Source organism: Bacillus sp. WC2507, from assembly GCF_052656125.1.
The window spans coordinates 1,463,645-1,489,053 of sequence record NZ_JBQXPN010000001.1; the positions used below are offsets into that span (position 1 = coordinate 1,463,645).

At 35.1% G+C, this 25,409-nt stretch carries 37 protein-coding genes and 1 pseudogene; 26 read left to right on the forward strand and 12 right to left on the reverse strand.

The features are described 5' to 3' along the window. Positions 1-55: 55 nt before the first annotated feature. Positions 56-298 carry a DUF2626 domain-containing protein gene (locus tag ACUN28_RS07825; RefSeq protein WP_000440713.1) on the reverse strand — a complete coding sequence of 81 codons (243 nt, stop codon included), beginning with the start codon at positions 296-298 and terminating at the stop codon, positions 56-58. A 125-nt stretch (positions 299-423) separates the two neighbouring features. Then, complete coding sequence (locus tag ACUN28_RS07830) at positions 424-1,119, reverse strand: helix-turn-helix transcriptional regulator (RefSeq protein WP_016086286.1); 696 nt, start codon at positions 1,117-1,119, stop codon at positions 424-426. Between the two features lie 205 nt (positions 1,120-1,324). On the opposite strand from ACUN28_RS07830, the gene comGA reads away from it, so the two are divergent. From comGA to ACUN28_RS07880, 10 genes are all read left to right on the forward strand, one after another. Continuing rightward, a complete protein-coding gene (comGA, locus tag ACUN28_RS07835; protein WP_033659772.1) occupies positions 1,325-2,368 on the forward strand; it encodes a competence protein ComGA in 1,044 nt (347 codons plus the stop codon). Further along, positions 2,361-3,392: a competence type IV pilus assembly protein ComGB gene (gene comGB, locus ACUN28_RS07840; RefSeq protein WP_016086288.1), complete on the forward strand. Its 1,032-nt coding sequence runs from the start codon at positions 2,361-2,363 to the stop codon at positions 3,390-3,392. Before comGA ends, comGB begins: the two co-directional genes overlap by 8 nt. 11 nt (positions 3,393-3,403) lie before the next feature. Beyond that, positions 3,404-3,703: a comG operon protein ComGC gene (comGC, locus tag ACUN28_RS07845; RefSeq protein WP_016086289.1), complete on the forward strand. Its 300-nt coding sequence runs from the start codon at positions 3,404-3,406 to the stop codon at positions 3,701-3,703. After that, positions 3,700-4,155, forward strand: coding sequence for a comG operon protein ComGD (gene comGD, locus ACUN28_RS07850; RefSeq protein WP_016086290.1), 456 nt, complete (start codon positions 3,700-3,702; stop codon positions 4,153-4,155). Before comGC ends, comGD begins: the two co-directional genes overlap by 4 nt. Then, a complete protein-coding gene (comGE, locus tag ACUN28_RS07855) occupies positions 4,148-4,450 on the forward strand; it encodes a competence type IV pilus minor pilin ComGE (RefSeq protein ID WP_033659770.1) in 303 nt (100 codons plus the stop codon). Before comGD ends, comGE begins: the two co-directional genes overlap by 8 nt. Continuing rightward, positions 4,420-4,890 (forward strand): competence type IV pilus minor pilin ComGF, encoded by a 471-nt coding sequence (gene comGF, locus ACUN28_RS07860; RefSeq protein WP_016086292.1) that lies wholly within the window; start codon positions 4,420-4,422, stop codon positions 4,888-4,890. The genes comGE and comGF overlap by 31 nt, the downstream gene beginning before the upstream one ends. Continuing rightward, positions 4,887-5,258 (forward strand): competence type IV pilus minor pilin ComGG, encoded by a 372-nt coding sequence (comGG, locus tag ACUN28_RS07865; RefSeq protein WP_033659769.1) that lies wholly within the window; start codon positions 4,887-4,889, stop codon positions 5,256-5,258. The genes comGF and comGG overlap by 4 nt, the downstream gene beginning before the upstream one ends. A 174-nt stretch (positions 5,259-5,432) precedes the next feature. Beyond that, positions 5,433-6,083 (forward strand): 2OG-Fe(II) oxygenase, encoded by a 651-nt coding sequence (locus tag ACUN28_RS07870; protein ID WP_016086294.1) that lies wholly within the window; start codon positions 5,433-5,435, stop codon positions 6,081-6,083. A 118-nt stretch (positions 6,084-6,201) separates the two neighbouring features. Further along, a complete protein-coding gene (gene aroK / locus ACUN28_RS07875) occupies positions 6,202-6,699 on the forward strand; it encodes a shikimate kinase AroK (RefSeq protein WP_016086295.1) in 498 nt (165 codons plus the stop codon). Positions 6,700-6,737: 38 nt separating this feature from the next. Next, positions 6,738-6,938, forward strand: coding sequence for a YqzE family protein (locus ACUN28_RS07880; RefSeq protein ID WP_000106081.1), 201 nt, complete (start codon positions 6,738-6,740; stop codon positions 6,936-6,938). A 67-nt stretch (positions 6,939-7,005) separates the two neighbouring features. On the opposite strand, the gene ACUN28_RS07885 is transcribed toward ACUN28_RS07880, so the two are convergent. Both ACUN28_RS07885 and ACUN28_RS07890 read right to left on the reverse strand, forming a co-directional pair. Further along, positions 7,006-7,638, reverse strand: a complete 633-nt coding sequence (locus ACUN28_RS07885) for a VC0807 family protein (RefSeq protein ID WP_016086296.1) — start codon at positions 7,636-7,638, stop codon at positions 7,006-7,008. A gap of 139 nt (positions 7,639-7,777) precedes the next feature. Continuing rightward, positions 7,778-7,895, reverse strand: a pseudogene (locus tag ACUN28_RS07890) (GTP pyrophosphokinase). Between the two features lie 73 nt (positions 7,896-7,968). On the opposite strand from ACUN28_RS07890, the gene ACUN28_RS07895 reads away from it, so the two are divergent. Beyond that, entirely contained in the window at positions 7,969-8,196 is a 228-nt protein-coding gene (locus ACUN28_RS07895) for a hypothetical protein (protein WP_000032704.1), read from the forward strand. 97 nt (positions 8,197-8,293) lie between these two features. Then, entirely contained in the window at positions 8,294-8,425 is a 132-nt protein-coding gene (locus tag ACUN28_RS07900) for a hypothetical protein (RefSeq protein WP_000064669.1), read from the forward strand. A gap of 37 nt (positions 8,426-8,462) precedes the next feature. Here the strand turns inward: ACUN28_RS07900 and ACUN28_RS07905 are convergent, their stop codons facing one another. Together ACUN28_RS07905 and ACUN28_RS07910 are read right to left on the reverse strand one after the other, a co-directional pair. Beyond that, a complete protein-coding gene (locus ACUN28_RS07905; protein WP_001183975.1) occupies positions 8,463-9,257 on the reverse strand; it encodes a YqhG family protein in 795 nt (264 codons plus the stop codon). Then, the gene (locus tag ACUN28_RS07910) at positions 9,244-10,926 is read right to left on the reverse strand and encodes a DEAD/DEAH box helicase (RefSeq protein WP_001100033.1); all 1,683 of its coding nucleotides are present in this window, start codon (positions 10,924-10,926) and stop codon (positions 9,244-9,246) included. Before ACUN28_RS07910 ends, ACUN28_RS07905 begins: the two co-directional genes overlap by 14 nt. A 391-nt stretch (positions 10,927-11,317) precedes the next feature. On the opposite strand from ACUN28_RS07910, the gene gcvT reads away from it, so the two are divergent. The 12 genes from gcvT to ACUN28_RS07970 all read left to right on the forward strand — a co-directional run bounded on the left by gcvT (position 11,318) and on the right by ACUN28_RS07970 (position 20,446). Continuing rightward, a complete protein-coding gene (gcvT, locus tag ACUN28_RS07915; protein ID WP_000631766.1) occupies positions 11,318-12,418 on the forward strand; it encodes a glycine cleavage system aminomethyltransferase GcvT in 1,101 nt (366 codons plus the stop codon). A gap of 20 nt (positions 12,419-12,438) precedes the next feature. Further along, entirely contained in the window at positions 12,439-13,782 is a 1,344-nt protein-coding gene (gene gcvPA / locus ACUN28_RS07920; RefSeq protein ID WP_016086297.1) for an aminomethyl-transferring glycine dehydrogenase subunit 1, read from the forward strand. Further along, the gene (gene gcvPB / locus ACUN28_RS07925; protein WP_016086298.1) at positions 13,779-15,254 is read left to right on the forward strand and encodes an aminomethyl-transferring glycine dehydrogenase subunit 2; all 1,476 of its coding nucleotides are present in this window, start codon (positions 13,779-13,781) and stop codon (positions 15,252-15,254) included. Before gcvPA ends, gcvPB begins: the two co-directional genes overlap by 4 nt. A 361-nt stretch (positions 15,255-15,615) precedes the next feature. Continuing rightward, positions 15,616-15,819, forward strand: a complete 204-nt coding sequence (locus ACUN28_RS07930) for a DUF3929 family protein (protein ID WP_000639160.1) — start codon at positions 15,616-15,618, stop codon at positions 15,817-15,819. Between the two features lie 70 nt (positions 15,820-15,889). Beyond that, entirely contained in the window at positions 15,890-16,081 is a 192-nt protein-coding gene (locus ACUN28_RS07935) for a hypothetical protein (RefSeq protein ID WP_000535935.1), read from the forward strand. Positions 16,082-16,199: 118 nt separating this feature from the next. Next, positions 16,200-16,574, forward strand: a complete 375-nt coding sequence (locus ACUN28_RS07940; protein ID WP_001021358.1) for a GntR family transcriptional regulator — start codon at positions 16,200-16,202, stop codon at positions 16,572-16,574. Positions 16,575-16,577: 3 nt separating this feature from the next. After that, complete coding sequence (locus tag ACUN28_RS07945; RefSeq protein WP_016086299.1) at positions 16,578-17,450, forward strand: ABC transporter ATP-binding protein; 873 nt, start codon at positions 16,578-16,580, stop codon at positions 17,448-17,450. After that, entirely contained in the window at positions 17,431-18,099 is a 669-nt protein-coding gene (locus ACUN28_RS07950) for an ABC-2 transporter permease (protein ID WP_016086300.1), read from the forward strand. Before ACUN28_RS07945 ends, ACUN28_RS07950 begins: the two co-directional genes overlap by 20 nt. 14 nt (positions 18,100-18,113) lie before the next feature. Then, on the forward strand, positions 18,114-18,746 hold the full coding sequence (locus tag ACUN28_RS07955) for an ABC-2 transporter permease (protein WP_016086301.1): 633 nt from the start codon (positions 18,114-18,116) through the stop codon (positions 18,744-18,746). A 32-nt stretch (positions 18,747-18,778) separates the two neighbouring features. Next, complete coding sequence (locus ACUN28_RS07960) at positions 18,779-19,402, forward strand: ABC-2 transporter permease (RefSeq protein ID WP_000595378.1); 624 nt, start codon at positions 18,779-18,781, stop codon at positions 19,400-19,402. Positions 19,403-19,416: 14 nt separating this feature from the next. Next, complete coding sequence (locus tag ACUN28_RS07965) at positions 19,417-20,010, forward strand: ABC-2 transporter permease (protein WP_001249397.1); 594 nt, start codon at positions 19,417-19,419, stop codon at positions 20,008-20,010. 250 nt (positions 20,011-20,260) lie between these two features. Then, a complete protein-coding gene (locus ACUN28_RS07970; RefSeq protein WP_033659768.1) occupies positions 20,261-20,446 on the forward strand; it encodes a hypothetical protein in 186 nt (61 codons plus the stop codon). A 16-nt stretch (positions 20,447-20,462) separates the two neighbouring features. Here the strand turns inward: ACUN28_RS07970 and ACUN28_RS07975 are convergent, their stop codons facing one another. From ACUN28_RS07975 to ACUN28_RS07995, 5 genes are all read right to left on the reverse strand, one after another. Beyond that, positions 20,463-20,720, reverse strand: coding sequence for a DUF3975 family protein (locus ACUN28_RS07975; protein ID WP_016086303.1), 258 nt, complete (start codon positions 20,718-20,720; stop codon positions 20,463-20,465). 15 nt (positions 20,721-20,735) lie between these two features. Continuing rightward, the gene (locus tag ACUN28_RS07980) at positions 20,736-21,050 is read right to left on the reverse strand and encodes a DMT family transporter (protein ID WP_000312623.1); all 315 of its coding nucleotides are present in this window, start codon (positions 21,048-21,050) and stop codon (positions 20,736-20,738) included. Position 21,051: 1 nt separating this feature from the next. Continuing rightward, positions 21,052-21,384, reverse strand: a complete 333-nt coding sequence (locus ACUN28_RS07985; RefSeq protein WP_000312344.1) for a DMT family transporter — start codon at positions 21,382-21,384, stop codon at positions 21,052-21,054. 71 nt (positions 21,385-21,455) lie between these two features. Continuing rightward, on the reverse strand, positions 21,456-22,037 hold the full coding sequence (locus tag ACUN28_RS07990) for a TetR/AcrR family transcriptional regulator (RefSeq protein WP_003267456.1): 582 nt from the start codon (positions 22,035-22,037) through the stop codon (positions 21,456-21,458). A gap of 96 nt (positions 22,038-22,133) precedes the next feature. Beyond that, positions 22,134-23,111, reverse strand: a complete 978-nt coding sequence (locus tag ACUN28_RS07995; protein ID WP_016086304.1) for a LacI family DNA-binding transcriptional regulator — start codon at positions 23,109-23,111, stop codon at positions 22,134-22,136. Positions 23,112-23,431: 320 nt separating this feature from the next. On the opposite strand from ACUN28_RS07995, the gene ACUN28_RS08000 reads away from it, so the two are divergent. Further along, positions 23,432-23,968, forward strand: coding sequence for a hypothetical protein (locus ACUN28_RS08000; protein ID WP_033660189.1), 537 nt, complete (start codon positions 23,432-23,434; stop codon positions 23,966-23,968). A 39-nt stretch (positions 23,969-24,007) separates the two neighbouring features. Here the strand turns inward: ACUN28_RS08000 and ACUN28_RS08005 are convergent, their stop codons facing one another. Next, a complete protein-coding gene (locus tag ACUN28_RS08005; protein WP_000108656.1) occupies positions 24,008-24,391 on the reverse strand; it encodes a rhodanese-like domain-containing protein in 384 nt (127 codons plus the stop codon). Positions 24,392-24,561: 170 nt separating this feature from the next. Here ACUN28_RS08005 and ACUN28_RS08010 point away from each other — a divergent pair, with 170 nt between their 5' ends. Continuing rightward, positions 24,562-25,398, forward strand: a complete 837-nt coding sequence (locus ACUN28_RS08010; protein WP_016086306.1) for a lipoate--protein ligase family protein — start codon at positions 24,562-24,564, stop codon at positions 25,396-25,398. The last annotated feature ends 11 nt before the right edge of the window (positions 25,399-25,409 follow it).

Here is a 25,409-nt window from a genome sequence, read left to right on the forward strand (position 1 = left end):
CATATAAGTCAACTAGGAAATTGCGGAATTAAAAAAAGATGGCAAAATGCCATCTTTAATGCCCAGCTCCAGGGACAAGTAAAAACGTCGTGTAGTATGTAAATCCTATGAAGAAAACAGTTAAATATGCCCCGAATACGTATATATACATACGCTCTGTTAATTTTAAATAGCTTAAAAGTACGAAGAATCCTGTTTGTCCTAAAAATAGTAGTGCGGTCGAGTGCATATCCCCTACGTAAAACATAACCGAGAAAATTCCAGTCCAAAAGCCGAGAACGCGAAACATGCGCTCCATGCCATCTCCCTCCTTTTCTAAAAAAAGTAAACCTCTCCTCATTATAGTTTATTTTTCTTACTATTGTAAATATTCGTTCATACAAAAAGAAGCCATTTATAAATGGCTTCTTTTTATACGGAAAATTAAATTGTTAGTTTATAATTACAAGATTTACATCCATCTAGTAGACTATCATTTCGTGTTAATTCCGTGTTAGGGAATAGGATTTCAAAAATCCCTTTCATCATATCTCCGTGCATATTGCAAATTTCAGTTGGGTGATGAACAGCAACTTCTTTAAATGGACAATTGTGTACATCATAGAAAATTTTTGTTCCGTCTGCACTTAATTCAAATGCTGGTGATAAGCCAGCTGTCGAAAAGGCTTCTTTTGCAATTTGAATTTTTTGCTCTACTGTTAAAGCATCTTCACTCACATGTAAACGCTGCATATGTTGTTGCATTAATTCAGCCCCAAATTGTTTTCCTGTTTCGTATAGCGCTTTTTCACCAGCAGCGCCAAGGCTAAGTAAAGAATTAAATGCTATTCTTGCTAACAATTGATAATCACGGAATGGAAATTGCAATTGGATAACATCTTCAGATAATACATATAATCTGCTTGGTCTTCCGCCTTTTCCAGTTTTCTTTGTTTCCGATTTCAGCATATGAACATCTTCTAATTTAGATAAATGCAAACGTGCTACGTTTGGATGAATGTCAAACTCATCTGCAATTTCTTGTACAGTTACGTAACTATGTTTTTGAGAAATATATTTATAAATGTAATAACGAGTTGGGTCAGCTAAAACACCTGTAATTTTTAAAGCTTGTTCCATGAGGATCTCCACCTTTATCACTTTATCCAAGATAATAACATTATAATACAGATAAACTTCCATATAGGTAATTTCAGACAATAATTCGGAAATTGTTCATAATTTCACAAACATATTTTGCCTTTTCCCTCTGGTGAAAATACAAAAGTTCCAATTTTTCTTATGTGTTTTTTCGTGCTATATACATAGTGGGGAGGGAAAAATGATGAATGGAATTGAAAGTTTTGCGAATATGATTTTGAAAGAAGCATGTAGGGTACAAGCATCGGATTTACATATTGTACCCCGGCAGAAGGATGTAGTGGTTCAACTGCGTATAGGGAAAGATTTAATGACGAAACAATACATTGAAAAGGAATTTGGAGAAAAACTTGTTTCACACTTTAAATTTTTAGCATCCATGGATATAGGGGAGAGGCGGAAGCCGCAAAATGGTTCACTGTATTTACAAATGGATGGACAAGAAGTGTATTTACGCCTTTCCACGCTTCCAACCGTATACCAAGAAAGTCTCGTTATTCGCCTTCATTTACAAGCATCTATTCAGCCGTTATCTCATCTTTCATTATTTCCAAGTACAGCGAAAAAACTACTCTCTTTTTTACAGTATTCACATGGGTTACTCGTATTTACTGGACCGACAGGTTCTGGAAAGACAACAACAATGTATGCATTATTAGAGGTAATTAGAAAAAAGAAAACACGTCGCATCGTTACACTGGAAGATCCAGTTGAAAAAAGAAAGGAAGATGTATTACAAATTCAAATAAATGAAAAAGCAGGTATCACATATGAGGCGGGACTGAAGGCTATTTTACGTCATGATCCCGATATTATTTTAGTCGGTGAAATTCGTGATGAAGAAACAGCGAAAATAGCTATAAGAGCAAGTTTGACTGGACATTTAGTAATGACGACACTTCATACTAAGGATGCGAAAGGGGCGATACTCCGATTTATGGATTTTGGCATAACGAGGCAAGAGATTGAACAATCTTTATTGGCTATAGCTGCACAGCGACTTGTCGAATTGAAGTGTCCGTTTTGCAAAAGAAAGTGCTCAACTTTATGTAAATCAATGAGGCAGGTAAGACAAGCGAGTATTTATGAGTTGTTATATGAATATGAGTTAAAACAAGCGATTAAAGAAGCAAACGGGGAATGTGTCACATACAAGCATGAAACATTAGAATCTTCGATACGAAAAGGATACGCTTTAGGATTTATAGAAGAGGATGTTTATGTTTAAGAAAATATGGAGTTTAAGTGATCAAGTGGTATTACTGAAACGATTAGGAGAACTGTTAGAAAAAGGATACTCCCTTTTACAGGCATTAGAATTTTTACGGTTTCAATTACCTTTAGAAAAGAAAGTACAATTGCAGCGCATGATTGATGGATTAAAAGATGGAAAAAGTCTACACGATTCTTTTCATCAATTAATGTTTCATCAGGAGATGTTAAGCTACTTATTTTATGCCGAGCAACATGGTGATATTTCTTTTGCGTTGCAACAAGGGAGCGCACTTCTTTATAAAAAGGTTAAGTATAGGAAAGATATGATGAAAATAATGCAGTATCCTATGTTTTTGGCGTTCTTTTTAATAATCATGATTTTTGTTTTTAACCGCATTTTATTACCGCAGGTTGACATGGTATATAGTTCGTTTGGTTCTACAGCACCGTTACTTACAGAACAAATACTAAGTACAATTAAGCTACTACCCTACCTGATGTTTAGTACTATTTTTATCTTTATGATTGGATGTAGTTTATATATGTTTTACTTTCGGAAACTCCCACATATGCAACAGGTAAAAATTATGCTTCGTATTCCCCTCATAAAAACATTTCTTATTATAAAGCATTCGCATTATTTCGCCACTCAATTGAGCGGTTTATTACACGGCGGACTATCAGTACTTGAGGCTCTAACAATAATGATGGAGCAAAAATATCATCCGTTCTTTCAATATGAAGCGGGACGAATTGAACGCCAATTAATTGCGGGAGAACCGTTGCAATCTATTATTGCTAAAAGTGGATATTATGAGAAAGAACTTTCTTATATTATTACGCATGGACAAGCAAACGGTAATTTGGCGATTGAATTAGGTGACTATAGCGATCTTATTATGGAAAAGATGGAACAAAAAATTAAGCGTATGTTAGTGATCATTCAACCGATTTTATTTACGTGTATTGGAGGGATAGTTGTTCTTATGTATTTAGCGATGATTATGCCAATGTTTCAAATGATGAATTCTATTTAGGAGGTATTTTCATGCAGAATGAGGAGGGGTTTACCCTTTTAGAAATGTTATTAGTTATGGTCGTCATAACTGTATTATTACTATTAATTATTCCAAATGTAGTTACACAGCGTTCATCCGTCGAAGGAAAAGGATGTAAAGCCTATGTAAAATCTATAGAAGCGCAAATACAAGTATACCAATTGCAACATAATAAAATTCCCTCGCTAAAAGAGCTAAGTGATGAAAAATATATTACATCTGATAAGTGTCCGAATGGTGAATCCATTCATATTTCAAATGATGGCACAGTATCAAGTGGGAAACTGTGAAACAACAAGGTTTTACTCTTTTAGAAATGCTACTCGTTCTATTTGCAATTTCTATACTAAGTATGGTCACGTATTTTAACGTACATTCATTATATGAAAAACAAAAAATTGAACAATTTTTGAGACAGTTTTCAAATGATATTTTGTATATGCAACAATTAGCGATAAACCGTCAAAAACATTATACATTACGATGGCATAAAGATAGGCATATGTATTATATAGGGGATTCGAGTACGAATCTTTCTATCATTAAAAGAGAATATGATAGCGATGTACAAATTGATTTGAATACTTTTCCTAATCCAATGACATATAATCCGAGTGGAAATATTAATAGAGGTGGAACAATTTTACTCTCGTATCGAAGTTATAAATATGAGGTTGTATTTCAGCTTGGAAGAGGGAGATTTACGTATCGTGAAATGTCAAAAAGGGTCAGTGATGGCTGAAATGCTTGTAGCATTAAGTATATTAATGATGGCGGTATCTTTACTACTTCCGCAAACAGTATTGATTATGCAAGAACGAAAAAACATACAAATTCGTTATAAGGCATTTGTATTATTAAAAAGAGAAGCAGCTTTATATATGTATGAGAATGAGACAAAGCAACAGAAAGAAAAAGTCATAAACGGAAATGTATATTACACATATTGGGGAGGAAATGAAGTTTGTGCTATGTGGAAAGATGTGAAAGGAAGAATGATGGAACAATGCTTTTATGCAGGAGAAAAAATAAATTAGAAGTTGGATTTACATTAATAGAAATGATCGTATGTTTTTTTCTGTTATCACTGTTCTTTTTACTCTTGCCACGTTTACATTTTATTGGAATAGAAAACAACCAATCAAAAGGATTAAATAATTGGGAATGGGATGTGTTTTTAGGACAAGTACAGTTAGAGTTTCGTGAAGTATCATTTGTAGAAAAAATAGTCCCTGAGAATAAAGGTAGTCTTTTGCGCTTTCGCCTTCGCACTGGAGATGAAGTGACGTATGAAAAATTGAATAATCATCTTATAAGAAAAGTGAATATGCGCGGAAGAGAAGTTATATTACAAAATGTTGAAATGGTTTCGTATGAAGTAACACCTCATTTGCTCTTTATAAATGTGAAAGATAGGAGCGGGAAAATATATGAAGGTGTAGCTGTAAGGTATAGTGGTATGGAAATAAATGTATGAGGAAACAAGGTGGATTTACGATGCCAGGAACAATCATTTTTCTTGTATTATTAACTTCGTTCTTTGTATACGAAACAAATATGTTGCTTATAGATAAAAAATTTTATATTGAAATAGAGCAAAAGTTTGTACTGGAGGAACTACTAAATCGATCTATTACAAATATAAAACAGGACTTACAGCAAAAAGAAAAGGAAGATACTTTTTTCTTTCAATATGAAAAGGGCGAAGCAAGTGGAAATTATGTCTTTGAAAACGATGTTATTCTCGTTTCGTTGCAGTGCAAAATAAAACAAGAAGTTTTTTATAAAGTAAGCTTTCGGTATAGAAAAAAGGATGAGAAAATATTCGATTGGATAGAAGGATAGTATGTAAAATATATGGATAAAAAACCATGATTTCTCATTTGAAAATAGGCTATTTTTTTAAGAAAATGGATAAATAAAACGATTAAAAGTTTAAATTTTCTCAAAAAAGAGAAAGGTAGAAAGAATATGATATATTCATGCTATCCAAACATATTTTTTAGGGAGAATAGGGAAATGACAAATAACAATCAAATAGGTGAAAATAAGGAACAAACTATTTTTGATCATAAAGGAAATGCAATTATGACAGAAGATAGGGAAATACAAATTATTTCAAAATTCGAAGAACCTCTTATTGTCGTGTTAGGAAATGTATTAAGTGATGAAGAGTGTGAAGAATTAATCGAATTGTCTAAAAATAAGTTAGCACGTTCTAAAGTTGGTTCATCACGTGATGTAAATGATATTCGAACAAGTAGTGGTGCATTTTTGGATGATAATGAACTTACTGTGAAGATTGAAAAACGAATTTCATCTATCATGAATGTTCCTGCGTCGCATGGAGAAGGATTACACATTTTAAATTATGAAGTGGATCAACAATATAAAGCGCACTATGATTATTTTGCAGAACATAGTAGATCAGCTGCTAATAATCGTATCAGTACGCTTGTAATGTATTTAAATGATGTAGAAGAGGGCGGAGAAACGTTCTTTCCGAAATTAAATCTTTCTGTGAACCCTAGAAAGGGAATGGCAGTATACTTTGAGTATTTCTATCAAGACCAATCACTAAATGAGCTTACGTTACACGGAGGGGCACCTGTAACGAAAGGTGAGAAGTGGATTGCAACGCAGTGGGTGAGAAGAGGTACTTATAAGTAAAAGTGTGTATGTGACGTTTTGTTCTTCATTGCATAATGAGAACAAAACGTTTTTTTATTAATTAATGTAATCTTTCGTTATAATAACAAATAATAACGGATGATTGAGAGGAACGAACATGAAATCTATATACATAACCGGTTATATGGGAGCTGGGAAAACAACAATTGGAAAGGCATTAAGTAAAGAACTTCATATGGATGTTGTCGATACAGACCAAAAAATTGAAGAGAAGCAAGAGAAGGAGATCCGTGAAATTTTTGCCGAGGAAGGCGAAATGGCTTTTCGAGAATATGAAAGTGAAATGTTACGTTCACTCCCCAGTTGTAATGTCATTATTACAACTGGCGGCGGAATCATTGAGCGAGAGGAAAACCGAAAGTGGATGAAGGAGAATGGAACTGTCGTGTATTTATATTGTGATCCACATCTAATTGCAGAAAGGCTTCGTGAAGATACGACACGTCCACTATTTCAGAAGAAAGATATAGAGGCATTTGTGACGAAATTTGAATCGCGCCGAGCTTATTATGAAGAGGCTCATATTCATATCGATACGACGAATAAGTCTGTAAAGCAAATTATGAATGAATTGAAAGAAAAGATTAATGCATAAAAAAGTGGACATACTAATCAAGTAGAGGTGATGATAATATGTCTACTAATGATTATGTTCGCTTTGTGACACAGCAGTTTGTGTCATATATGGATGCTCCAAAAGAAGATCGTAAACAAAAGAAAGAACAACGCCGTGCTGAAAAAGAGCCATTTATGAATAAGTGGTTTGGTGTTATGCCGCTTAGTGCTGCTTTGTTTTATCGAAATGTAAAAAATAAAAGAAAAAAATCAAGTTAACGATTTCGTAATATGTCTAGCAAAATGAAAATCCCCTAGTAGTATGATACTACTAGGGGATTTTCATTTACTGCACAGATTCTTTTTCCTCTGTAACGCTATGTATTTTATTGTTTACCCAGACAAATCCAATTCCGATACAAATGGAAATGCCCCACCCAACAGCGGTCATAATCGCCCTCATTTCACCATAGCCATCTACACCGAAAACAGAGATGAAATAAATTTTTAAGAAGCTTTTTAATATGAATTGTAGCCCGAAAAATAGCGTTAAATATTGTAGTGCTGGATAGATACGACTATCACGATACAGCTCACGACTTTTATCACGGTCATGGCCTTGCAATGCGGCAATATCTGCTGCGAAATATAACATAAGTGGTTTTTTTATAAAAATTGTACATGTGACGATAACGCCGAGTACGATGTGATAATACGCATCGTTCCACAACATTCGTTCGGCTGATCCAGATAATAAATCTACCGTTGTATTAGAAATGAGTGTAATTAAAATAAAGAACCCTGTCACGTTAAACTGTTTTTCTTTTTTAAAGGTATACAGTGTATAAATAATCCCCGGAACAGAGGAAAGTAACATCGCGTAATAAGGGTCGATATAAGGTTTTGCGAATTTCCAAATGAGGAATGGGATTACGAGATAAAACACAAGATCCAATATAGCTTTTTTATTTTGATTCATACATGGCCTCCTTAAGTCATACATATATTTTATAATATAATTTCTGAAAATTATATAAGGTTTAGTGGGAAAAGCAAAAGTATATTCATATTTGAGGTATTGGTAGATTAAAAAATTGCCCCTAGCGTAGTAAGTTTTTTTAGTATATAATAAAGGAAACGCTTTCATTTTTTGGTTTGTTCACAAAATGGACGGAAAATCACATAGTTACTGTCGATATGTTGCTTTATAATGAAACTAATTAAATATACATGCATACAATATTGTGAAATAAATAACATAAATAATCTATATAAATGTAAACGTTATCAAAATAGAGAGGTGGAAACAATGAGTAAATTTTTCTTCAATCATAATCCAGCAACAGTAGAGGATGGAAGGCTTGTTAAGTATGCTGAAATTATTTATGGAGAAGGTGGCCGTTCTGTATTAGAAAATTTAATGGTGAAGGCATCTATCAGATTGCGTGATCGTTATCCGAATAAATCTGACGAACAGATCTCGAACCTCGTAAATAAAGGCATCCATGATATGTTTCGAAAATATGTGAGTGAGTAAGAGTAGCCGATGGCTACTCTTATTTTTTTTGCATAAGGATGGTGCCTCTAGCTGAAAATAAGGGTGTATTTTGAAAGATATAAAAGGAGTGAAACAGATGAGCAATGGAATTGGCCGTTCAAAAGAAAATCTTCCAACTGATGCAAATCATGTGAGTGCAAAGGATCGTGCGTATCAAAAACGTATGGCAAAGCAAAAACAACAAGAGCGTAATGGCGATAGAGGATAACGCAAAGTAAAGCTCCTTCTAAAACAGAAGGAGCTTTTTAAGATAGAAAATGATTCGCGGTAACATAAAAAAGTCCACCGTTAATAATTTGCACTGTAATGCGGGGTTCATACTGTTCTTGCAGTGCTTGTTTTTCAATTTCATAGCTTTCAGGAAGTTCATCACTTTCTTCATAAAAACGATTTAAAAGGTCCAAATCGTGATTCCAGCGCACCCTTGCTTCTTTCGCCCACGTATGGTCATCTTCTGCAATAATGCTTTTTAAAGCATCCTCTATGCGTTGTAAACCGCTTTGCGGTTTAATGATAGGCGAGAGCGTAAAACAAAAGTCAGGTATTTTCGGTGTGAGTTTAATTTTAGCTAATGTTTCATGAAAGTTTGCAATCATTGTGCCAGAAATAAGATGAATTCCAATGGAGTGGAGGATATCTTTTTTTCGATCACATTGATAGGAAACTTTAATATTTACACCGAGCCACGGATGGAGCGGTGTATGTGTCGCCCCGCTATGCCGTACTTCCTCATATAAACGTATGTAAGACCCTAATTCTTTTGTCGTTTGAAAAATTTGATGAAGACGTGGTGAACCGTAGTGAATAAGCTCGCCATCGTTTTCTTCATTTTCTGGATTTGTAATAAGGGTAAGGCGCATCGGATTCGGTACGCCTCCTGTTTTCTCAAGATAGTGCCAATAAAAAGGGCGGTTCATTAATAATTTATCCATCTCAATTGTTAACTGCACGTCTAATAATTGAGGAGAACGCTCTAAAATTTCGCAGTTATTCGCCTCGAAAAAATTGTATAAGTAATTATGAATTTCATGTTGCTGCATAGCCTTGCACCTCAGCTTCATTTCGTTTCGCGAAGTCGATAATAGATGTTAAGTTTTCCATCTTAATTCGGATTTCTCCTTCGCTTTTTGATTGCGCAAATATTTCTTGAATGTGCGCGTCGATGTTTTTCATATTAATTCTCGTTAAAATTTCATCGAGTTCACCGATAACACGCTCGAATAAATTGATTTTTTCATATAACAGTTTCAAAATATGTTCTTCAACAGTGTGTTTTGTAGCTAAGTTATAAATATGAACATCATTCTTTTGACCAAGACGGTGAATACGTCCGATTCTTTGTTCAAGGCGCATTGGGTTCCATGGTAAGTCGTAATTGATCATATGGCTACAAAACTGTAAGTTAATCCCTTCACCACCAGCTTCAGTTGCAATTAACACTTGCGCACGGTTTTGGAAAAGTTCCTTCATCCAATCTTTCTTCCCGCGTTTAAACCCACCGCGGAATGGTACGGAAGAAATACCGTGTTGTTGTAAAAACCATTGTAAGTACATTTGTGACGCTCTATATTCCGTGAAGATGATGACTTTATCGTCAATTTCTTTTATAAGCTCTAGAGCTTTATTCGCTTTTGAGTTAAAAGGAATATGATTAATTTTGTCCATTAGCACATCAATATGCGGGTCTTTTATGTAATGTTCATTTTCCTTCTGTCGTTTTTCTACATGTTTTTTTAATGAATAGTAAACAGCCTCACGACTACTGCACGCTTCCCGTTTTAAAGTTAACGATGAGAAAGCGGATGTGAAGGCATCTTGTCCTCTCCAATTTTCAATATCATTATATAAAGCTTGCTCTTCTTCATTAAACTCAACAAAAATTGTACGTACATGTCTCTTTGGCCAATCAATTCCGGTATTATGACGCCGATTTCGGACCATTACTTTGTTAATAAGAGCTTTTAAATCTTCATCAGATTCGGCAGAACGATTTTTTGAAGCGTAATATTCTTCAAAGTTGGATTGATTGCCTAAATGTCCTGGTTTTAATAAAGAAACGAGGTTGAAAATTTCATCAATCTTATTTTGAACAGGAGTAGCAGTTAATAATAAACAAAATTTCTTTTTTAAACGTTGTGCAAATTCATAGTTTTTTGTTTTATTATTTTTAAGTTTATGTGCTTCATCGATAATAATAAGGTCATATTCTAAGTTCAAAACGATATCACGATGCGGTGAACGTTTTGCAGTATCAATGGATGATACAATCACATCGGCTTGTTCCCATGAATAGCTTTTCTTTTGGGCTACAGCTGGAATGAAAAACTTTGTATTTAGTTCGTATGCCCATTGTGATACGAGAGAGGCCGGGACGAGTATAAGTACTTTTTTCACAAGGCCACGGACCATATATTCTTTTAAAATAAGTCCAGCTTCAATCGTTTTCCCAAGTCCTACTTCATCTGCTAGAATCGCTTTGCCATTCATTTGTTCAATGACATTTTGAGCCACTTCTAATTGATGAGGAAGCGGTGTGAAATGAGATAAATGTTTCGGTGCTTGTAGTCCATCGAAAGTAGGAACAAGTAACGATTTTTCTGTTTCATAAGCTAAATGGTATAAATCCCAGTTTGTCCAAGGGCCATCTTCGTCAATTCTATTTAAAAAATTGTTTTGCCACGTCCGATCTACGGAAATATCGACATTCATTATGACTCTCCCACCTTTTATAAACTAAAGTAATTATGAAAAAATCTTTATTATATAAGCCTTGTAACAAGGCGCTATTACACATACTAAAAGTTAAAGAATAGGCAAAGATAAAGGGCTGAATTTTGAAAGTTGTATTTAATAGGATTAAGAATAAAAAATTCTAAATTATTTTTTATGCTAGAATATTGATGAAATATAGCGAATAATGTTAGGATAATGGTGTGAAATGTATGGAATCTTTCGTATTTTATCCAAGAAAGTGATTTTTTATTTACGCTTTCATAAAAAAATGTAATGAGATTCCGTATATCCTATCTTTTCAGAGTGAAAATGTTTAGATAAGGGAAACAACTTTTATTGATTTGTCAGAGCATAAGGGGGAGAGAGCATGATTACATTACAACGTACACCGTTATTTGATGTATACGCGAAGTATGGTGGGAAAACAATCGACTTCGGTGGTTGGGAGTTACCAGTTCAATTTTCAAGCATTAAAGAAGAACATGAAGCTGTACGTACAGCGGCAGGTTTGTTCGATGTGTCTCATATGGGAGAAGTTGAGGTAAAAGGTGTAGATAGTTTAGCATTTTTACAACGTGTTGTTACAAATGACGTATCTACCTTAAAGGTAGGAGGCGCACAATATACAGCTATGTGCTATGAAAATGGTGGTACAGTAGATGATTTATTAATCTACAAACGTGGTGAAGAAGACTATTTATTAGTAATCAATGCATCAAATATCGAGAAAGATTACGAATGGTTAGCTAGCCATGTAATTGGCGATGCGACAGTAGTCAATGTTTCTAGTGAAGTTGCACAGCTTGCAATCCAAGGACCAAAAGCAGAAGGCATTTTACAAAAAGTTGTGTCAGAAGATTTGAAAGAAATTAAGTTCTTTAAATTTAAAAACGATATTCTTGTAGATGGAATTCCAGCACTTGTATCTCGTACAGGTTACACAGGTGAAGATGGATTTGAAATTTACTGTAAGAGTGAAGATGCTGCAAAACTTTGGGAGAAACTTCTTGAAGTTGGAGCAGAAGAAGGCTTAAAAGCATGTGGTTTAGGTGCTCGTGATACACTTCGCTTCGAAGCAACATTACCACTTTATGGTCAAGAATTATCAAAAGATATTACACCGATTGAAGCTGGAATTGGCTTTGCGGTAAAACCAAATAAAGAAGCAGACTTCTTTGGAAAAGAAACGTTAAAAGAACAAAAAGAAAACGGGGCGCCTCGCAAATTAGTCGGCATCGAAGTAATCGAACGTGGAATTCCTCGTACGCATTACCCTGTATTTATTGGAGAAGAAAAAATCGGGGAAGTAACGAGTGGTACACAATCTCCAACGTTAAAGAAAAGCATTGGTTTAGCACTAATTGATGTAAAATACGCAGCAGTTGATACAGAAGTAGAAATTGAAATTCGTAATAAACGCGTCAAAGCAGTAGTTGTTCCAACACCATTTTATAAACGTTCAAAGTAACGGGGAGAGGGGTAGATTTCATGTTGCATCGTTATCTTCCAATGACAGAAGAAGACAAAAAAGAAATGTTACAAACGATCGGCGTTCAAACGATCGATGAGTTATTCTCTGATATTCCAGAGAGTGTTCGTTTTAAAGGGGATTTAAAAATTAAAGAAGCAAAATCAGAGCCAGAGCTTTTAAAAGAGTTATCTCAAATGGCTAGTAAAAATGCTAACTTAAAAGAATATGCTTCTTTCTTAGGAGCAGGCGTATACGATCATTATGCTCCAGTAATTGTAGATCATGTTATTTCTCGCTCAGAATTTTATACAGCTTACACGCCATACCAACCAGAAATTTCACAAGGGGAATTACAAGCAATCTTTGAATTCCAAACAATGATTTGTGAATTAACAGGAATGGATGTAGCAAACTCTTCTATGTACGACGGAGGTACAGCTTTAGCTGAAGCGGCAATGCTAGCGGCTGGCCATACTCGCAAAAAGAAAATTCTTGTATCTAGTGCAGTGCACCCGGAATCAAGAGCAGTACTTGAAACGTATGCAAAAGGTCAACATCTTGAAGTTGTTGAAATTAATCATAAAGATGGTGTAACAGATTTAGACGTATTACAAAGTGAAGTAGATGATACAGTTGCTTGTGTAATCGTTCAATATCCAAACTTCTTCGGACAAGTTGAAAAATTAGCTGATATTGAAAAAATCGTTCATCAACAAAAATCATTATTTATCGTTTCTTCAAATCCATTATCATTAGGCGCACTAACACCACCAGGAAAATTTGGTGCTGATGTTGTAATCGGTGATGCACAACCATTTGGTATCCCAACGCAGTTTGGTGGACCACACTGTGGTTACTTTGCAACAACGAAAGCATTTATGCGTAAAATTCCAGGACGTCTTGTTGGACAAACTGTAGATTCAGATGGTAAACGTGGGTTTGTATTAACGTTACAAGCACGTGAACAGCATATTCGTCGTGATAAAGCGACATCTAATATTTGTTCAAACCAAGCGTTAAATGCATTAGCAGCTTCTGTTGCAATGACAGCGCTTGGAAAACAAGGTGTGAAAGAAATGGCACGTCAAAACATTTCTAAAGCACAATACGCAAAACGTCAATTCGAAGCGAAAGGCTTCACAGTAACATTTGCTGGACCTTTCTTCAATGAGTTCGTTGTAGATTGCAAACGTCCAGTAAAAGAAGTAAACGACGCATTACTACAAAAGAATATTATCGGTGGTTACGATCTAGGTCGTGACTATAAAGAATTTGATAATCATATGCTTTTAGCAGTAACTGAGCTTCGAACAAAAGAGGAAATTGACACACTTGTAAATGAAATGGGGGCTATCCAATGAAGAACCAAGACCAAGCACTTATTTTTGAAGTGACTAAAGAAGGACGCGTAGGATATAGCTTACCCAAATTAGATGTAGAAGAAGTGAAACTAGAAGATGTGTTTGAGAGCGATTATATTCGAGTAGAAGATGCAGAGCTACCAGAAGTATCAGAACTTGACATTATGCGCCACTATACAGCACTTTCAAACCGTAACCACGGCGTTGATTCTGGATTCTATCCACTTGGATCTTGTACGATGAAATATAATCCGAAAATTAATGAGAGTGTAGCTCGTTTCGCAGGATTTGCAAATATTCATCCACTTCAAGATGAAAAGACAGTACAAGGTGCAATGGAATTAATGTACGACTTACAAGAGCATTTAATCGAAATTACAGGTATGGATACTGTTACTTTACAACCAGCAGCTGGTGCACACGGAGAATGGACAGGCTTAATGTTAATTCGTGCATACCATGAAGCAAATGGTGACTTTAACCGTACGAAAGTAATTGTGCCTGACTCTGCTCACGGAACGAATCCAGCATCTGCAACTGTAGCTGGTTTTGAAACAATTACAGTAAAATCAAATGAAAATGGTCTTGTTGACTTAGAAGATTTAAAACGTGTTGTAAACGAAGAAACAGCAGCACTTATGTTAACAAATCCTAATACATTAGGTCTATTCGAAGAAAACATTTTAGAAATGGCAGAAATTGTCCATAACGCAGGCGGTAAATTATACTATGATGGTGCAAACTTAAATGCGGTATTAAGCCAAGCGCGCCCAGGAGATATGGGGTTTGACGTTGTGCATTTAAACCTTCATAAAACATTTACAGGCCCTCACGGCGGCGGTGGCCCAGGTTCTGGTCCAGTAGGTGTGAAAGCTGATTTAATTCCGTACTTACCAAAACCAATTTTAGAGAAAACGGAAAATGGCTATCACTTTAACTACGATCGTCCAGAAGCAATTGGGCGTGTAAAACCATTCTATGGTAACTTCGGAATTAACGTTCGTGCATACACATATATTCGTTCTATGGGTCCAGATGGGCTACGTGCAGTAACTGAGTATGCTGTATTAAATGCGAACTATATGATGAGAAGATTAGCGCCATTCTATGATCTTCCATTCGATAGACATTGTAAGCATGAGTTTGTATTATCAGGTCGTCGTCAAAAGAAACTTGGTGTACGTACATTAGATATCGCAAAACGCCTGCTTGATTTCGGTTACCATCCACCAACAATTTACTTCCCATTAAATGTGGAAGAATGTATTATGATTGAGCCGACAGAAACAGAATCAAAAGAAACATTAGACGGTTTCATTGATAAGATGATTCAAATTGCTAAAGAAGTAGAAGAAAATCCAGAAGTTGTACAAGAAGCGCCGCATACAACGGTAATTAAACGTTTGGATGAAACATTGGCTGCTCGTAAACCAGTTTTACGTTATGAAAAGCTAGCTCCTGTACAAGTTTGATTAGAATAACTAAGGAAGGACTCGCTATATGCGGGTTCTTTTTTTGTATGGAGAATTTATTCCGCTATTTGCGGGCTAATAATCAGTGGGAATGGACAAAAACCCCCACTGATTAAGGTTTCACTTTATGCAGAAGTAGTGAAGAAAATGTTAAAATTTTATATTTTTTGTTTCATAATGGTGTAAAGAAGCGGTTTTATAGGTGATTTTGTTGAAAAAGTCGGTTTGATAAAAGTATTTATTTTTGTTAGAATTTTATTGAAATTAAGAAGATGTAATGAGATAGGCATAACTCATTTTTATGTATATGTGAAAAAACGAGCAAGGTGGGGGTGAAAATGTGGGATATCGGTGTTATAGAATGATATACCATTTAGAAAACGGAAAAACGATTAAAGATGTAAAAGAATTTTGTTATCGAGACCAAGGAAAAGTACTAGAAAGAGTAGCGCATCGTGTAATGGATAATAGAGAAGTGACGGCAATTGATAAGCAAGGAACGATCATTTCAATAGCATGTGAGGACATTGTAAAGGTGGAACTTGATTACATAACAGAAAGTTAACCTTGAGTCATATCGAATTATTCGATAAAATATACTGTTGAATGGTGAAGTGAGAAGAGAGGAGTTTATTATGGGTAGTACAAGACACTTTTATATGTTTATCTTAGCGTTTGTTCTTGTTGTGGCATTAACGATTTATTTAATTGTTGATAGCACTTGGTACAACACAGTTCATCCAGCGTTCCTGCTGTTTATGTATGTAGGAATTGCGGTAGTGAGTTTCGGAATGAGAGATGAGATGTTAGATCGCTTTGAAAAGTGATACATATACGAAAGACCAACAGGAAAATGTTGGTCTTTTTTTCTTGCCAAAAATAGGATGGTGTGTATATACTGTATATATAAAGTATGTACAGTATATACACACACTGGAGGAAAACATGAATATTATTATTTCGAATTCTTCCCAAGACCCTATTTATGTGCAAATAAGAAAACAATTAAGCCAGCTTATTTTAAATGGTGGTTTAAAGGGTGGAGATCAATTACCGTCTATTCGTAGCTTAGCGAAGGAATTACAAATTAGTGTAATTACAACGAAGCGTGCGTACGAGGAGCTTGAAAAAGAAGGATATATAGAAACTGTTGCTGGGAAGGGGACTTATGTTTCACGTAAAAATAATGAACTACTAAAAGAACAAAGGCTGCGTCTATTGGAAAGTAAAGCAGAAGAGGTTGTAAATGAAAGTAAAGCGTTGCAGCTTTCACTTGAAGATTTACAGCAGATGATTGCGTGTTTATATGAGGGGGAATAAGAGATGTTAGAGCTAAAAAACGTTTGTAAGAGTTATCAAGATTTTGCAGTGAAAAATATAAGTTTTACGTTACCACGCGGATATATTATGGGATTTGTCGGACCGAATGGAGCAGGGAAAAGTACGACGATCAAAATGATTATGAATTTAATTAGAAAAGATAGTGGTGATATAAAAATTTTTGGCAAGGACAATAAAAAAGCCGAGAAGGAAATAAAACAAAATATTGGTTTTGTATATGATGAAAATCATTACTACGAAGATTTAACGTGTGAACAAATGAAACGTATTATTGCACCGCTATATAAAAAGTGGGACGAAGAGCAGTATCAATCGTATATGCATAGATTGCAAGTTCCGAAGTATAAAAAAATTAAAGAATTATCAAAAGGGATGAAAATGAAATTTGCGATTGCTATCGCACTTTCGCACCACGCGGAGTTCATCATTATGGACGAACCGACAGCAGGATTAGATCCGGTTGTTCGAAGTGAATTACTTGATATGCTGCAAGAGATTGTAATGGAGGATGAAGTATCTGTATTATTCTCAACTCATATTACAACAGACTTAGAGCTCATTGCAGATTATATTACGTTCATCAACGATGGAGAAATTATATTTACTGGTGAGAAAGATGAACTAATGGAGAACTACGTAATCGTAAAGGGAAGTAATGATTTATTAGACCGAGAAGGAAAAGAGCTATTTGTTGGATTACGAAAAAATAAATTTGGTTTTGAAGGTTTAGCGAAGGATAAACAAGCAATTGTCGATTGGTTTGGAAATGAGGTTGTAATAGAAAAGCCTACATTAGATGATATTATCGTTTACACTGCGAAAGGGAGAGGTGCCTATGCTTCAGCTCATATATAAAGATTTGTTCTTTTTTCGGGGGATATGGGTAGTGTATCTTATTATACCTTTTGTATTCTTTTTATTTGAAAACGGTGATGAAATGCTGTTTCCTATGAGTTGTTTATTTATAACTCTTTCCTCAGTTACGATACTAGTCGTAATAGATGAACGAAATACAAGCGACATTATTATGAATAGTTTACCGTTAAGTAGAAAGAAAATCATAATTGCTAGATATATTTCCAGTGCAATATTTATTGTAGGTGGCATGTTCTCTACGATGTTGGTTGCTTTTCTTATAAGAGGTATCGCTGTTATTGGTGATATAGGTGCATATCATCCTAATTTATACATTGAAATTCCATGGTATGGAGTAGTAAATGGGCTTATTTACGCCGTGTTTTTAGTTGTCACCTTTTACCCTAGTTATTATGGTACAAAATCGAAGATAGTAAGAAGTATAATATCAGCAGCCTCAATAGGAGTGGGTGGGATACTTTGGATATTTATTAGTGATGGACTGAATAAAACAGCACCTTCGTTCATTGAGTGGATTATGAATCCTATGCATGTTGGTATGTTTATAGTTGGAATTATTACATTAGTTAGTATTTACATTGCTTCTATGTTTCTTACAATTAAAATTTATGAAACACGTGATTTATAGAGAGGAGAATTCAGATGCAACAGTTGATTTTGAAGGAGTTTTTCTTACAGAAGAAGATATTTCCTTTCTATTTTTTAATACCTATGTTATCTATTTTTAAGGATTCCGTTCAACCAATGGGGATTGCAATAGGATTATTTATAACATGTAGTACAATTATTTATATTTCTTTTTATCATGAGGAGAAAAGTAAAGCAGAAAAAGTATTAGTGAGTTTGCCTATAACGAGACAAGAGATAGTTATAGCTAAATATATTTCAAGCACAGTATTTATTATGGTTGGTTTGAGTGCAACTTTTATAGTCATAATATTAAAAAATATTTTGTTGGACGGGGATATAGTTATGCCTGGATATGCAGTGTTTTCAGGAATAGTAGCAACTTTGATTTATTGTGTAGTAACGATACCTACTAATTACATTGGAGGATATAAAGCTATTACTGTCTTGAATGTGATTATGATTTTTCCTTTAATGGGTATGATTGGCTTTATGTGTAATATTTTTGGTGATAAAACAATTATGTTAAAAGTACTTCACTCTCAAGAGGCTACACAAGCAATGGGTGTTCTTGGTATTGGAGTATTAGTGAGTATATTCATATCAATGTTCCTCTCAATGAAAATGTTTCAGGAGGCAGAGTTATAGAAGGGACATTTTCATATTAGGAGGTGTAATACATGATCAAGCAATTAGTTTTAAAAGATATGATGATGCAAAGAAAGTTAGGGTTTGTTTATCTTATATGTTTCTTGTTTCTGCTCATTGTTGATTTTCGTAGTGATAGTTTTTTGATGACGTTTAGCATGTTTGTACCTGCTCTTGGCATGATACTGTCAATGAGTTATGAGGGGAAAAATAAAAGTGAACTGATAGTAAATAGTTTACCGTTTGACCGTAAAGATATTGTCATAGGAAAATACATATTTGTAAGTATTTTAGTTGCTCTAGGTGGATGTTTTTCACTAGTGGTTGGTTTAATACAGCTACAAGATGGGCATATGACTGGATTTATGCTGTGGGGAGAAATTCTCGGAGGTATAACAGGTGGGTTTGTTTGTAGCATAATTGTACTTCCGATTGAATTCTCAGTAGGATATAGCAGTGCAAAACAAATTGCTCCGTTCGCCGGACTTGCGTTGGGGTATTTAAGTGGACTGATTGTAAGTAACGTCTGGTTAGATGTAGAAAATGTTTGGAGCACGAGTCTAGTTGTAAATGTTTGTTTTATAGCAGGACTTATTCTTTTGTATATTATGTCCATGTTGCTTTCAGTTAGCTTGTATAATGAACGTGATTTATGAGGGGAGGAGTAATCGTGAGGCAACTCATAATAAAAGATTTTATTATGCAATGGAAGCATTTAATATGGTGCTTAATATACCCTCTTTTTTTGTATATGACATTAACAGATATTAAAAGCTTTTACGTAATTATGTCAGCTATAATTCCAGTTATAGCAATTTTAAAAACATTTAATGACGATAAAAAATATAATAGTGAAGTAATATTAAATAGTTTACCGCTAGCGAGAAAGCAAATTGTGTTAGCTAAATACATAATGGCACTTATTATTTTTATTATAAGTATGATAGTGTCTAGTCCTGTAGTAATCAATCGATTTGAAGATGGAACTTTTGAATTTATAACGACAACAGTAATTACGATTTCTGGCTTTGTTTTTATATATTTTAGCATTGTTTTACCGATATTGTTTTGGTTTGGCTATAAAAAAGCTTCTTTTATTACGTTTTTCATACTAATAGCACCGACAGCAATTGGTACTATGTTCTTTGAAATCAGCATGGAACAAATTCAACTATACAACAGCGTGTTATTCGTTAGTTCAATATGCATATTCATAGCATCTGTCTTCGTTTCAGTGAAATTGTATGAGAAGAGAGAATTTTAAAAGGTGCCCTATAAAAGGCACCTTCTTCAATAACGACAATAGGAAAGTAAGAGTTTATAAACAGAGAGGCTGTTTGGTACAACATCTTTTGGAGTATGTAATATAAAGCTGAAAACGATAACGAGAATGAGAAAGAGGAAAAATAAAAATAGGATCTGCTTATGTATAGAATTTTGCATATTATCCACTCCTTTTTTAGGTAGTATGTCCAAAAGAAAGGAGTGTATGAAAAATGTTAGGGGGGAGAATGATGAATAAAAGAAAATGGTTCTATAGAATAGGGGTACTTTTCGTTTCAATCGGTCTCATATTATCAAATTTTTATTCAGATATACCATCACCGTTTCCTAATTTACATAAAGGGGTCTGTATAAGTGTTGTCATAGTTGGTCTTCTTTGTCTTATCGCATCAAACTTCTATAGAAAGTCTGAATGAATATAAAAAAGGACAGTTACTCTTTTTCAGAAGTACTGTCCTTTTTAAATAACTTATTCCATAGCTTGGCGATACTCCATATAATGACGATTGCAATGGAGGCAATAATGGACCAAACGATTGATATCATTTCAAGTGTCATGTTAGGAAGGAATGTGAGAATGGATATTACTTTATGAAACAACCATTCTATTATATGAAAACTTATTTGTAATAGAATGACGATACCGAGTGTAATCCATGCTAACATTTGCTTTCCTTTTTCTTTCCACATGACAGTCACCTCGCGTTAGCTTAATAGTTTTAAGCCAACAGCGCCGCATAGAATGCAGCTTAAGAAGGCAAGGCGACGCCAATCCGCTGATTCGCGGAAAATTAGAATGCCTAGAAGTGCACTTCCGGCAGTTCCAATTCCAGTCCAAATCGCGTAAGCAGTTCCCATCGGTAATGTGTTCATCGCAAGAGATAAGAAGAAGAAGCTTACGCCGAAGTTAGCGATTAAAATAACTTTTGGTGCCCAGCCTTTCTTTTCAGTGGCTACTTTCATAAAGAGTACACCAATAATTTCACAAATACCAGCTAGAATTAAAAATACCCAAGCCATTTTATGCGGCCTCCTTTGCTTCTTTTTCTTCTGTTACTCGTTTTAAACCAATTACGCCAAAGAAGATTAAACCAATTAATAATACTTTTACAATAGAGAAAGGTTCTCCGAAGACGAAAATCTCTGTAAGAACGATTCCGCCGGCTCCAATTCCTGTGAAGACTGCGTATACAGTGCCGACAGGTAAATCTTTATAAGCTCTAAATAATAAGACGAAACTAATTGTAATTAATAGCGCAACACCAGCCCATTCAAGTGGTGCCTCCGCTTTTTTTAGTCCAATCACCCAAAAGATTTCAATAATACCAGCTATGATTACATAAATCCAAGCCATATGTCATTTCTCCTTCCTACCAGTCGTTAGGTAAAGGGCTTAAAAACGACGCATTGCAAAGGAGCAATCCGTCAGTTTGAAAGTCCGCGCCAAAATACTTTCCAAGAAGCGTCTAAACGTGTCTCAAAACGATTTAAACCTGCGTACAGTAGTTCAACCATAAGACCGTCAAGTAAGCATAGAAAAGCCTCTAAGGCATCTTTTACTTCAATGTTATGCAGCTCATCTTGTTCGCTTGCTCTTTTAAATACAGGGAATAAAAGTTTTCCGACGTTTTCAATGTGCACATTCGCTTTATTAATAATTTGTTCGCGAAATGCATCAGGCGGAAAATAAGAAGTTCGTAACCAAAACATTGATTCTTCACTTTCACCAAATCGTTTTGCATAGCCCTTTAGTAACTGTAAGAGCAATTCTTCGGTAGACGAATTTGAAAATTTTTCGATATCGCCTGTGAAGCTCTGCAAATCTTTTTGAAGAGCGGATTCTAAGCATATAAAATATAGCTCTTCTTTTCCTTTAAAGTGTGCGTAAATTGATGGTTTTTTAATCCCAACTTCTTGAGCAATATTTGCTAATGAAGTTCCTTCGTAGCCGTAGCGTGCGAAATGAGAAAGTGCTACAGCTTTAATGCGGTTTGCTGTCATTTTCATCCCCTACCTACCGTTCGTTAGGTTAATTATATGCGAGTAAAAATATAAAGTCAATAGGTGAAGAGCTGAAAAAGAGCGCTATAGATAACGCTCTTTTTAGACAGTATCTCGCTCGATTAAATGGAATGAAAGTTCTTTTGCGTTCCCAATAATTTGCTCACTTTGGATTTGTTTATGGAATAAAGAAAACGCATGTGAGCCCATTGCGAGACCGGGATGCTCAATTGTGGAAATTTCTAAAGCCTTTGAAATTTCATGATTATCAAATCCTAGGATAGCAAGGTCTTCGGGTACTCGAATGCCATGTTTTCGAGCCTCTGTTAATAAACCAGCTGCAACTTGATCGTTCGCTGTAAAAATAGCGGTTGGACGATTTTTCATGTTTAAAATACGATGGAGTATTTGTGCACCGTCCTGCATTGTATAGCATTGATGAAAAATCCATTCGGGATGTAATGTTTTGCCCTCGTTACGGAGTGTATCAGCAAACGCTTTTTCACGTTCCATGGAATTTGCACTTGTTTTTCTTGCTAAACAAATCCCGATTTTTTCATGACCTTTACTGAGTAAATAGGCAGTACCAAGACGGAAGCCTTCATAATGATCTACGTAGACAGACGAAATGAGGGGGTGGTTCATTTTTTCGCATGAAATAATAGGAGCAAATTTTGCGAAAGGTTCAATTTGTTGCCATGAACTCGTTCGGGAACAAATAATCATCCCGTCGAATTGTTTCATTTTCATCATTTCAAGAACGCGTATTTCTTCAATACTATCGTAATTCGTTTGACATAAATTAATGTGATATCCAGCTGCTAACGCCTCGTTTCCGATTCCTTCAATAATGGTACTGAAGTATGGAAGGTTAATGAAAGGGAGCATGACACCGATCGTATATGTTTTTCCCTTTATTAAATGAATAGCATTTATATTTTTTGCATAGTTCAATTCTTCAACAGCATCTAGAACACGCTTACGTTTTTCATCTTTTACGTAAGGGTGATTATTAAGGACGCGGGAAACAGTTGATATGGATACACCAGCGGTTTTTGCAATTTGTTTTATATTAGCCATATGTATCACCTCTTTCCCTTATTATAAAGGGAAAATAATAAGAATGAAAAAATCTTGACCTGAAAAGCTTTTCACAAACTATGTTATAAACATGACTTCTGTTATTCGCGTAACCTTTTTATTTGGGCGTGAGAATGATGGGGGTCTTTTTTGCGTCTATAAAAGAGGTTTTGTCAAAATGTGTGAGAATAACGTGGAAAGTTTTCAAAGGTGGAGTTTCATAACGAAGCGAATATGAAGAGCATATAAACGCTTCATTCGTAAAGAAAGCGGTATGAAGAAAGGGCGGAAACAAATTGAAAAAAGGAATCATTTGTTTCGTGTTTTCTAGTCTAGTGCTAAGTTCATGTTCGTTTCAGCAAACGATGCAGGAGGAAAAAAACTTTGTGGGAACAACAGGGGGAGCTATGGATCGTGTTACGGATCCAATTCCGCTGAAGGAGCTTCCAAAATATTTTCCAGTGAAATTTAAAGTTCCAGCGTTTTTACCGTACGACATTACGAGTGATGTGAAGGGGGAAGTCAGAACGATTGGAAAAAAGAACGCTGTCTTAATGATTAAATATAAACAGCGGGAGCCGGGTAGAAATGAGTATATTGAGTTAAATGTTGCGAACTTTCCTTATAGTTTTCCGGATCTTGTGGAAGAGAAGCAATTTCAAGAACAAATGAAATTGAATAATGGAGCATTCGCTTATTTTAAAAATAAGGATGATTCCAAGCGAGGGGATGAATTTGCTACGCTTATATGGAAAGAGAAAGCACTTGAATATCAGCTCTTGTATCGTAATGCACAAGAGAATGATAAAGATGTGATTAAGCAAAATTTATTATACATTGCAAATAATATGGAATGAAAAAACTAGCTGAATCATTCAGCTAGTTTTTGTATGTTATTATTTCTTTTTAATTTTTCCAGTCCACGTTTTGAATCCACCTTGTAATTGGTAGAAATCTTTGTAGCCTTGTTTCTTTAAGTATTGAGCTGCACGACCAGTACGGAATCCACTTTGGCAGTATAAGTAAACTGGTTGATCTTTGCGAAGTTCTTTATGACGAAGGCGAATTTGTGATAACGGAATGTTACGTGCGCCTAAAATATGCCCTGCAGTATATTCGTCTGCTTCGCGAATATCGATAAGCTGGGCTTTACGGTAGCCAGCGCGAAACTCTTCTTCTGAAAGTGTTTTAATTAATTTTCTCTGATAGAAATACATCCATACAGTGTAGCCGATGAACGCTACGATTACGGCTAATAAAATAATCCAAGTTGTTGACACGATTCTATCGCTCCCTTTTTTCTTATCCTACTTTCAATATTATAATGCCCGTATGTATTTATGCAACAGATTCATTTGCATATAAGAAGAAATTTCGTATTCTTTCACAAATTTTGTCGAATTTGGTAGACTAGAGAATGTGAAAAATAATTGGTTATATGAGGTGCAGGATGGGAAAAGAAAAATGGTGTTATATTAACTCTGGTCAATGTTCACCGGCATTTAATATGGCGTTAGATGAATGTTTATTAAATTGGCAAAGTGAAAAGAAAATGCCACCAACCATTCGTTTTTATGAATGGGAAGTACCAACATTAACAGTGGGATATTTCCAGCGTGTTGAAAAAGATATTAATATGGATGTAGTTAACGAAAAGAAATATGGATTCGTTCGTCGTCAAACAGGCGGCAGGGGTGTACTACATGATAAAGAATTAACGTACAGTGTTATTGTGTCTGAAGATCATCCAAATATGCCAAAAACAGTTACAGAAGCGTATCGTATTATTTCGCAAGGTTTACTAGACGGTTTTAAGGCATTAGGATTAGAAGCGTATTATGCAGTTCCAAAAACAGAAGCAGACCGTGAAAATTTAAAAAATCCACGTTCAGGCGTATGCTTTGATGCACCGTCTTGGTATGAAATTGTAGTAGAAGGAAGAAAAATCGCAGGTAGTGCGCAAACACGTCAAAAAGGTGTGATTTTACAGCACGGGTCGATTCCATTAGAAATAGATTTAGATGAATTATACGATCTGTTTTTATTCCCGAATGAACGTGTAAAAGAACGTATGAAGAGTATGTTCTCTTCTAAAGCGGTAGCAATTAATGAACTAACAGACCGTACGTTTACAATCCAGCAGTTAATTAAAGCGTTTGAGGTTGGGTTTGAAAAAGGATTAGATGTAGAGCTTGTTCCGTATGAATTAACAGAAGAACAGTTACATGAAGTGCAAACGTTAGCAAAAGAGAAGTATGAAAGTAAGGAATGGAATTATAAAAAATAAGAGGTGGCAAT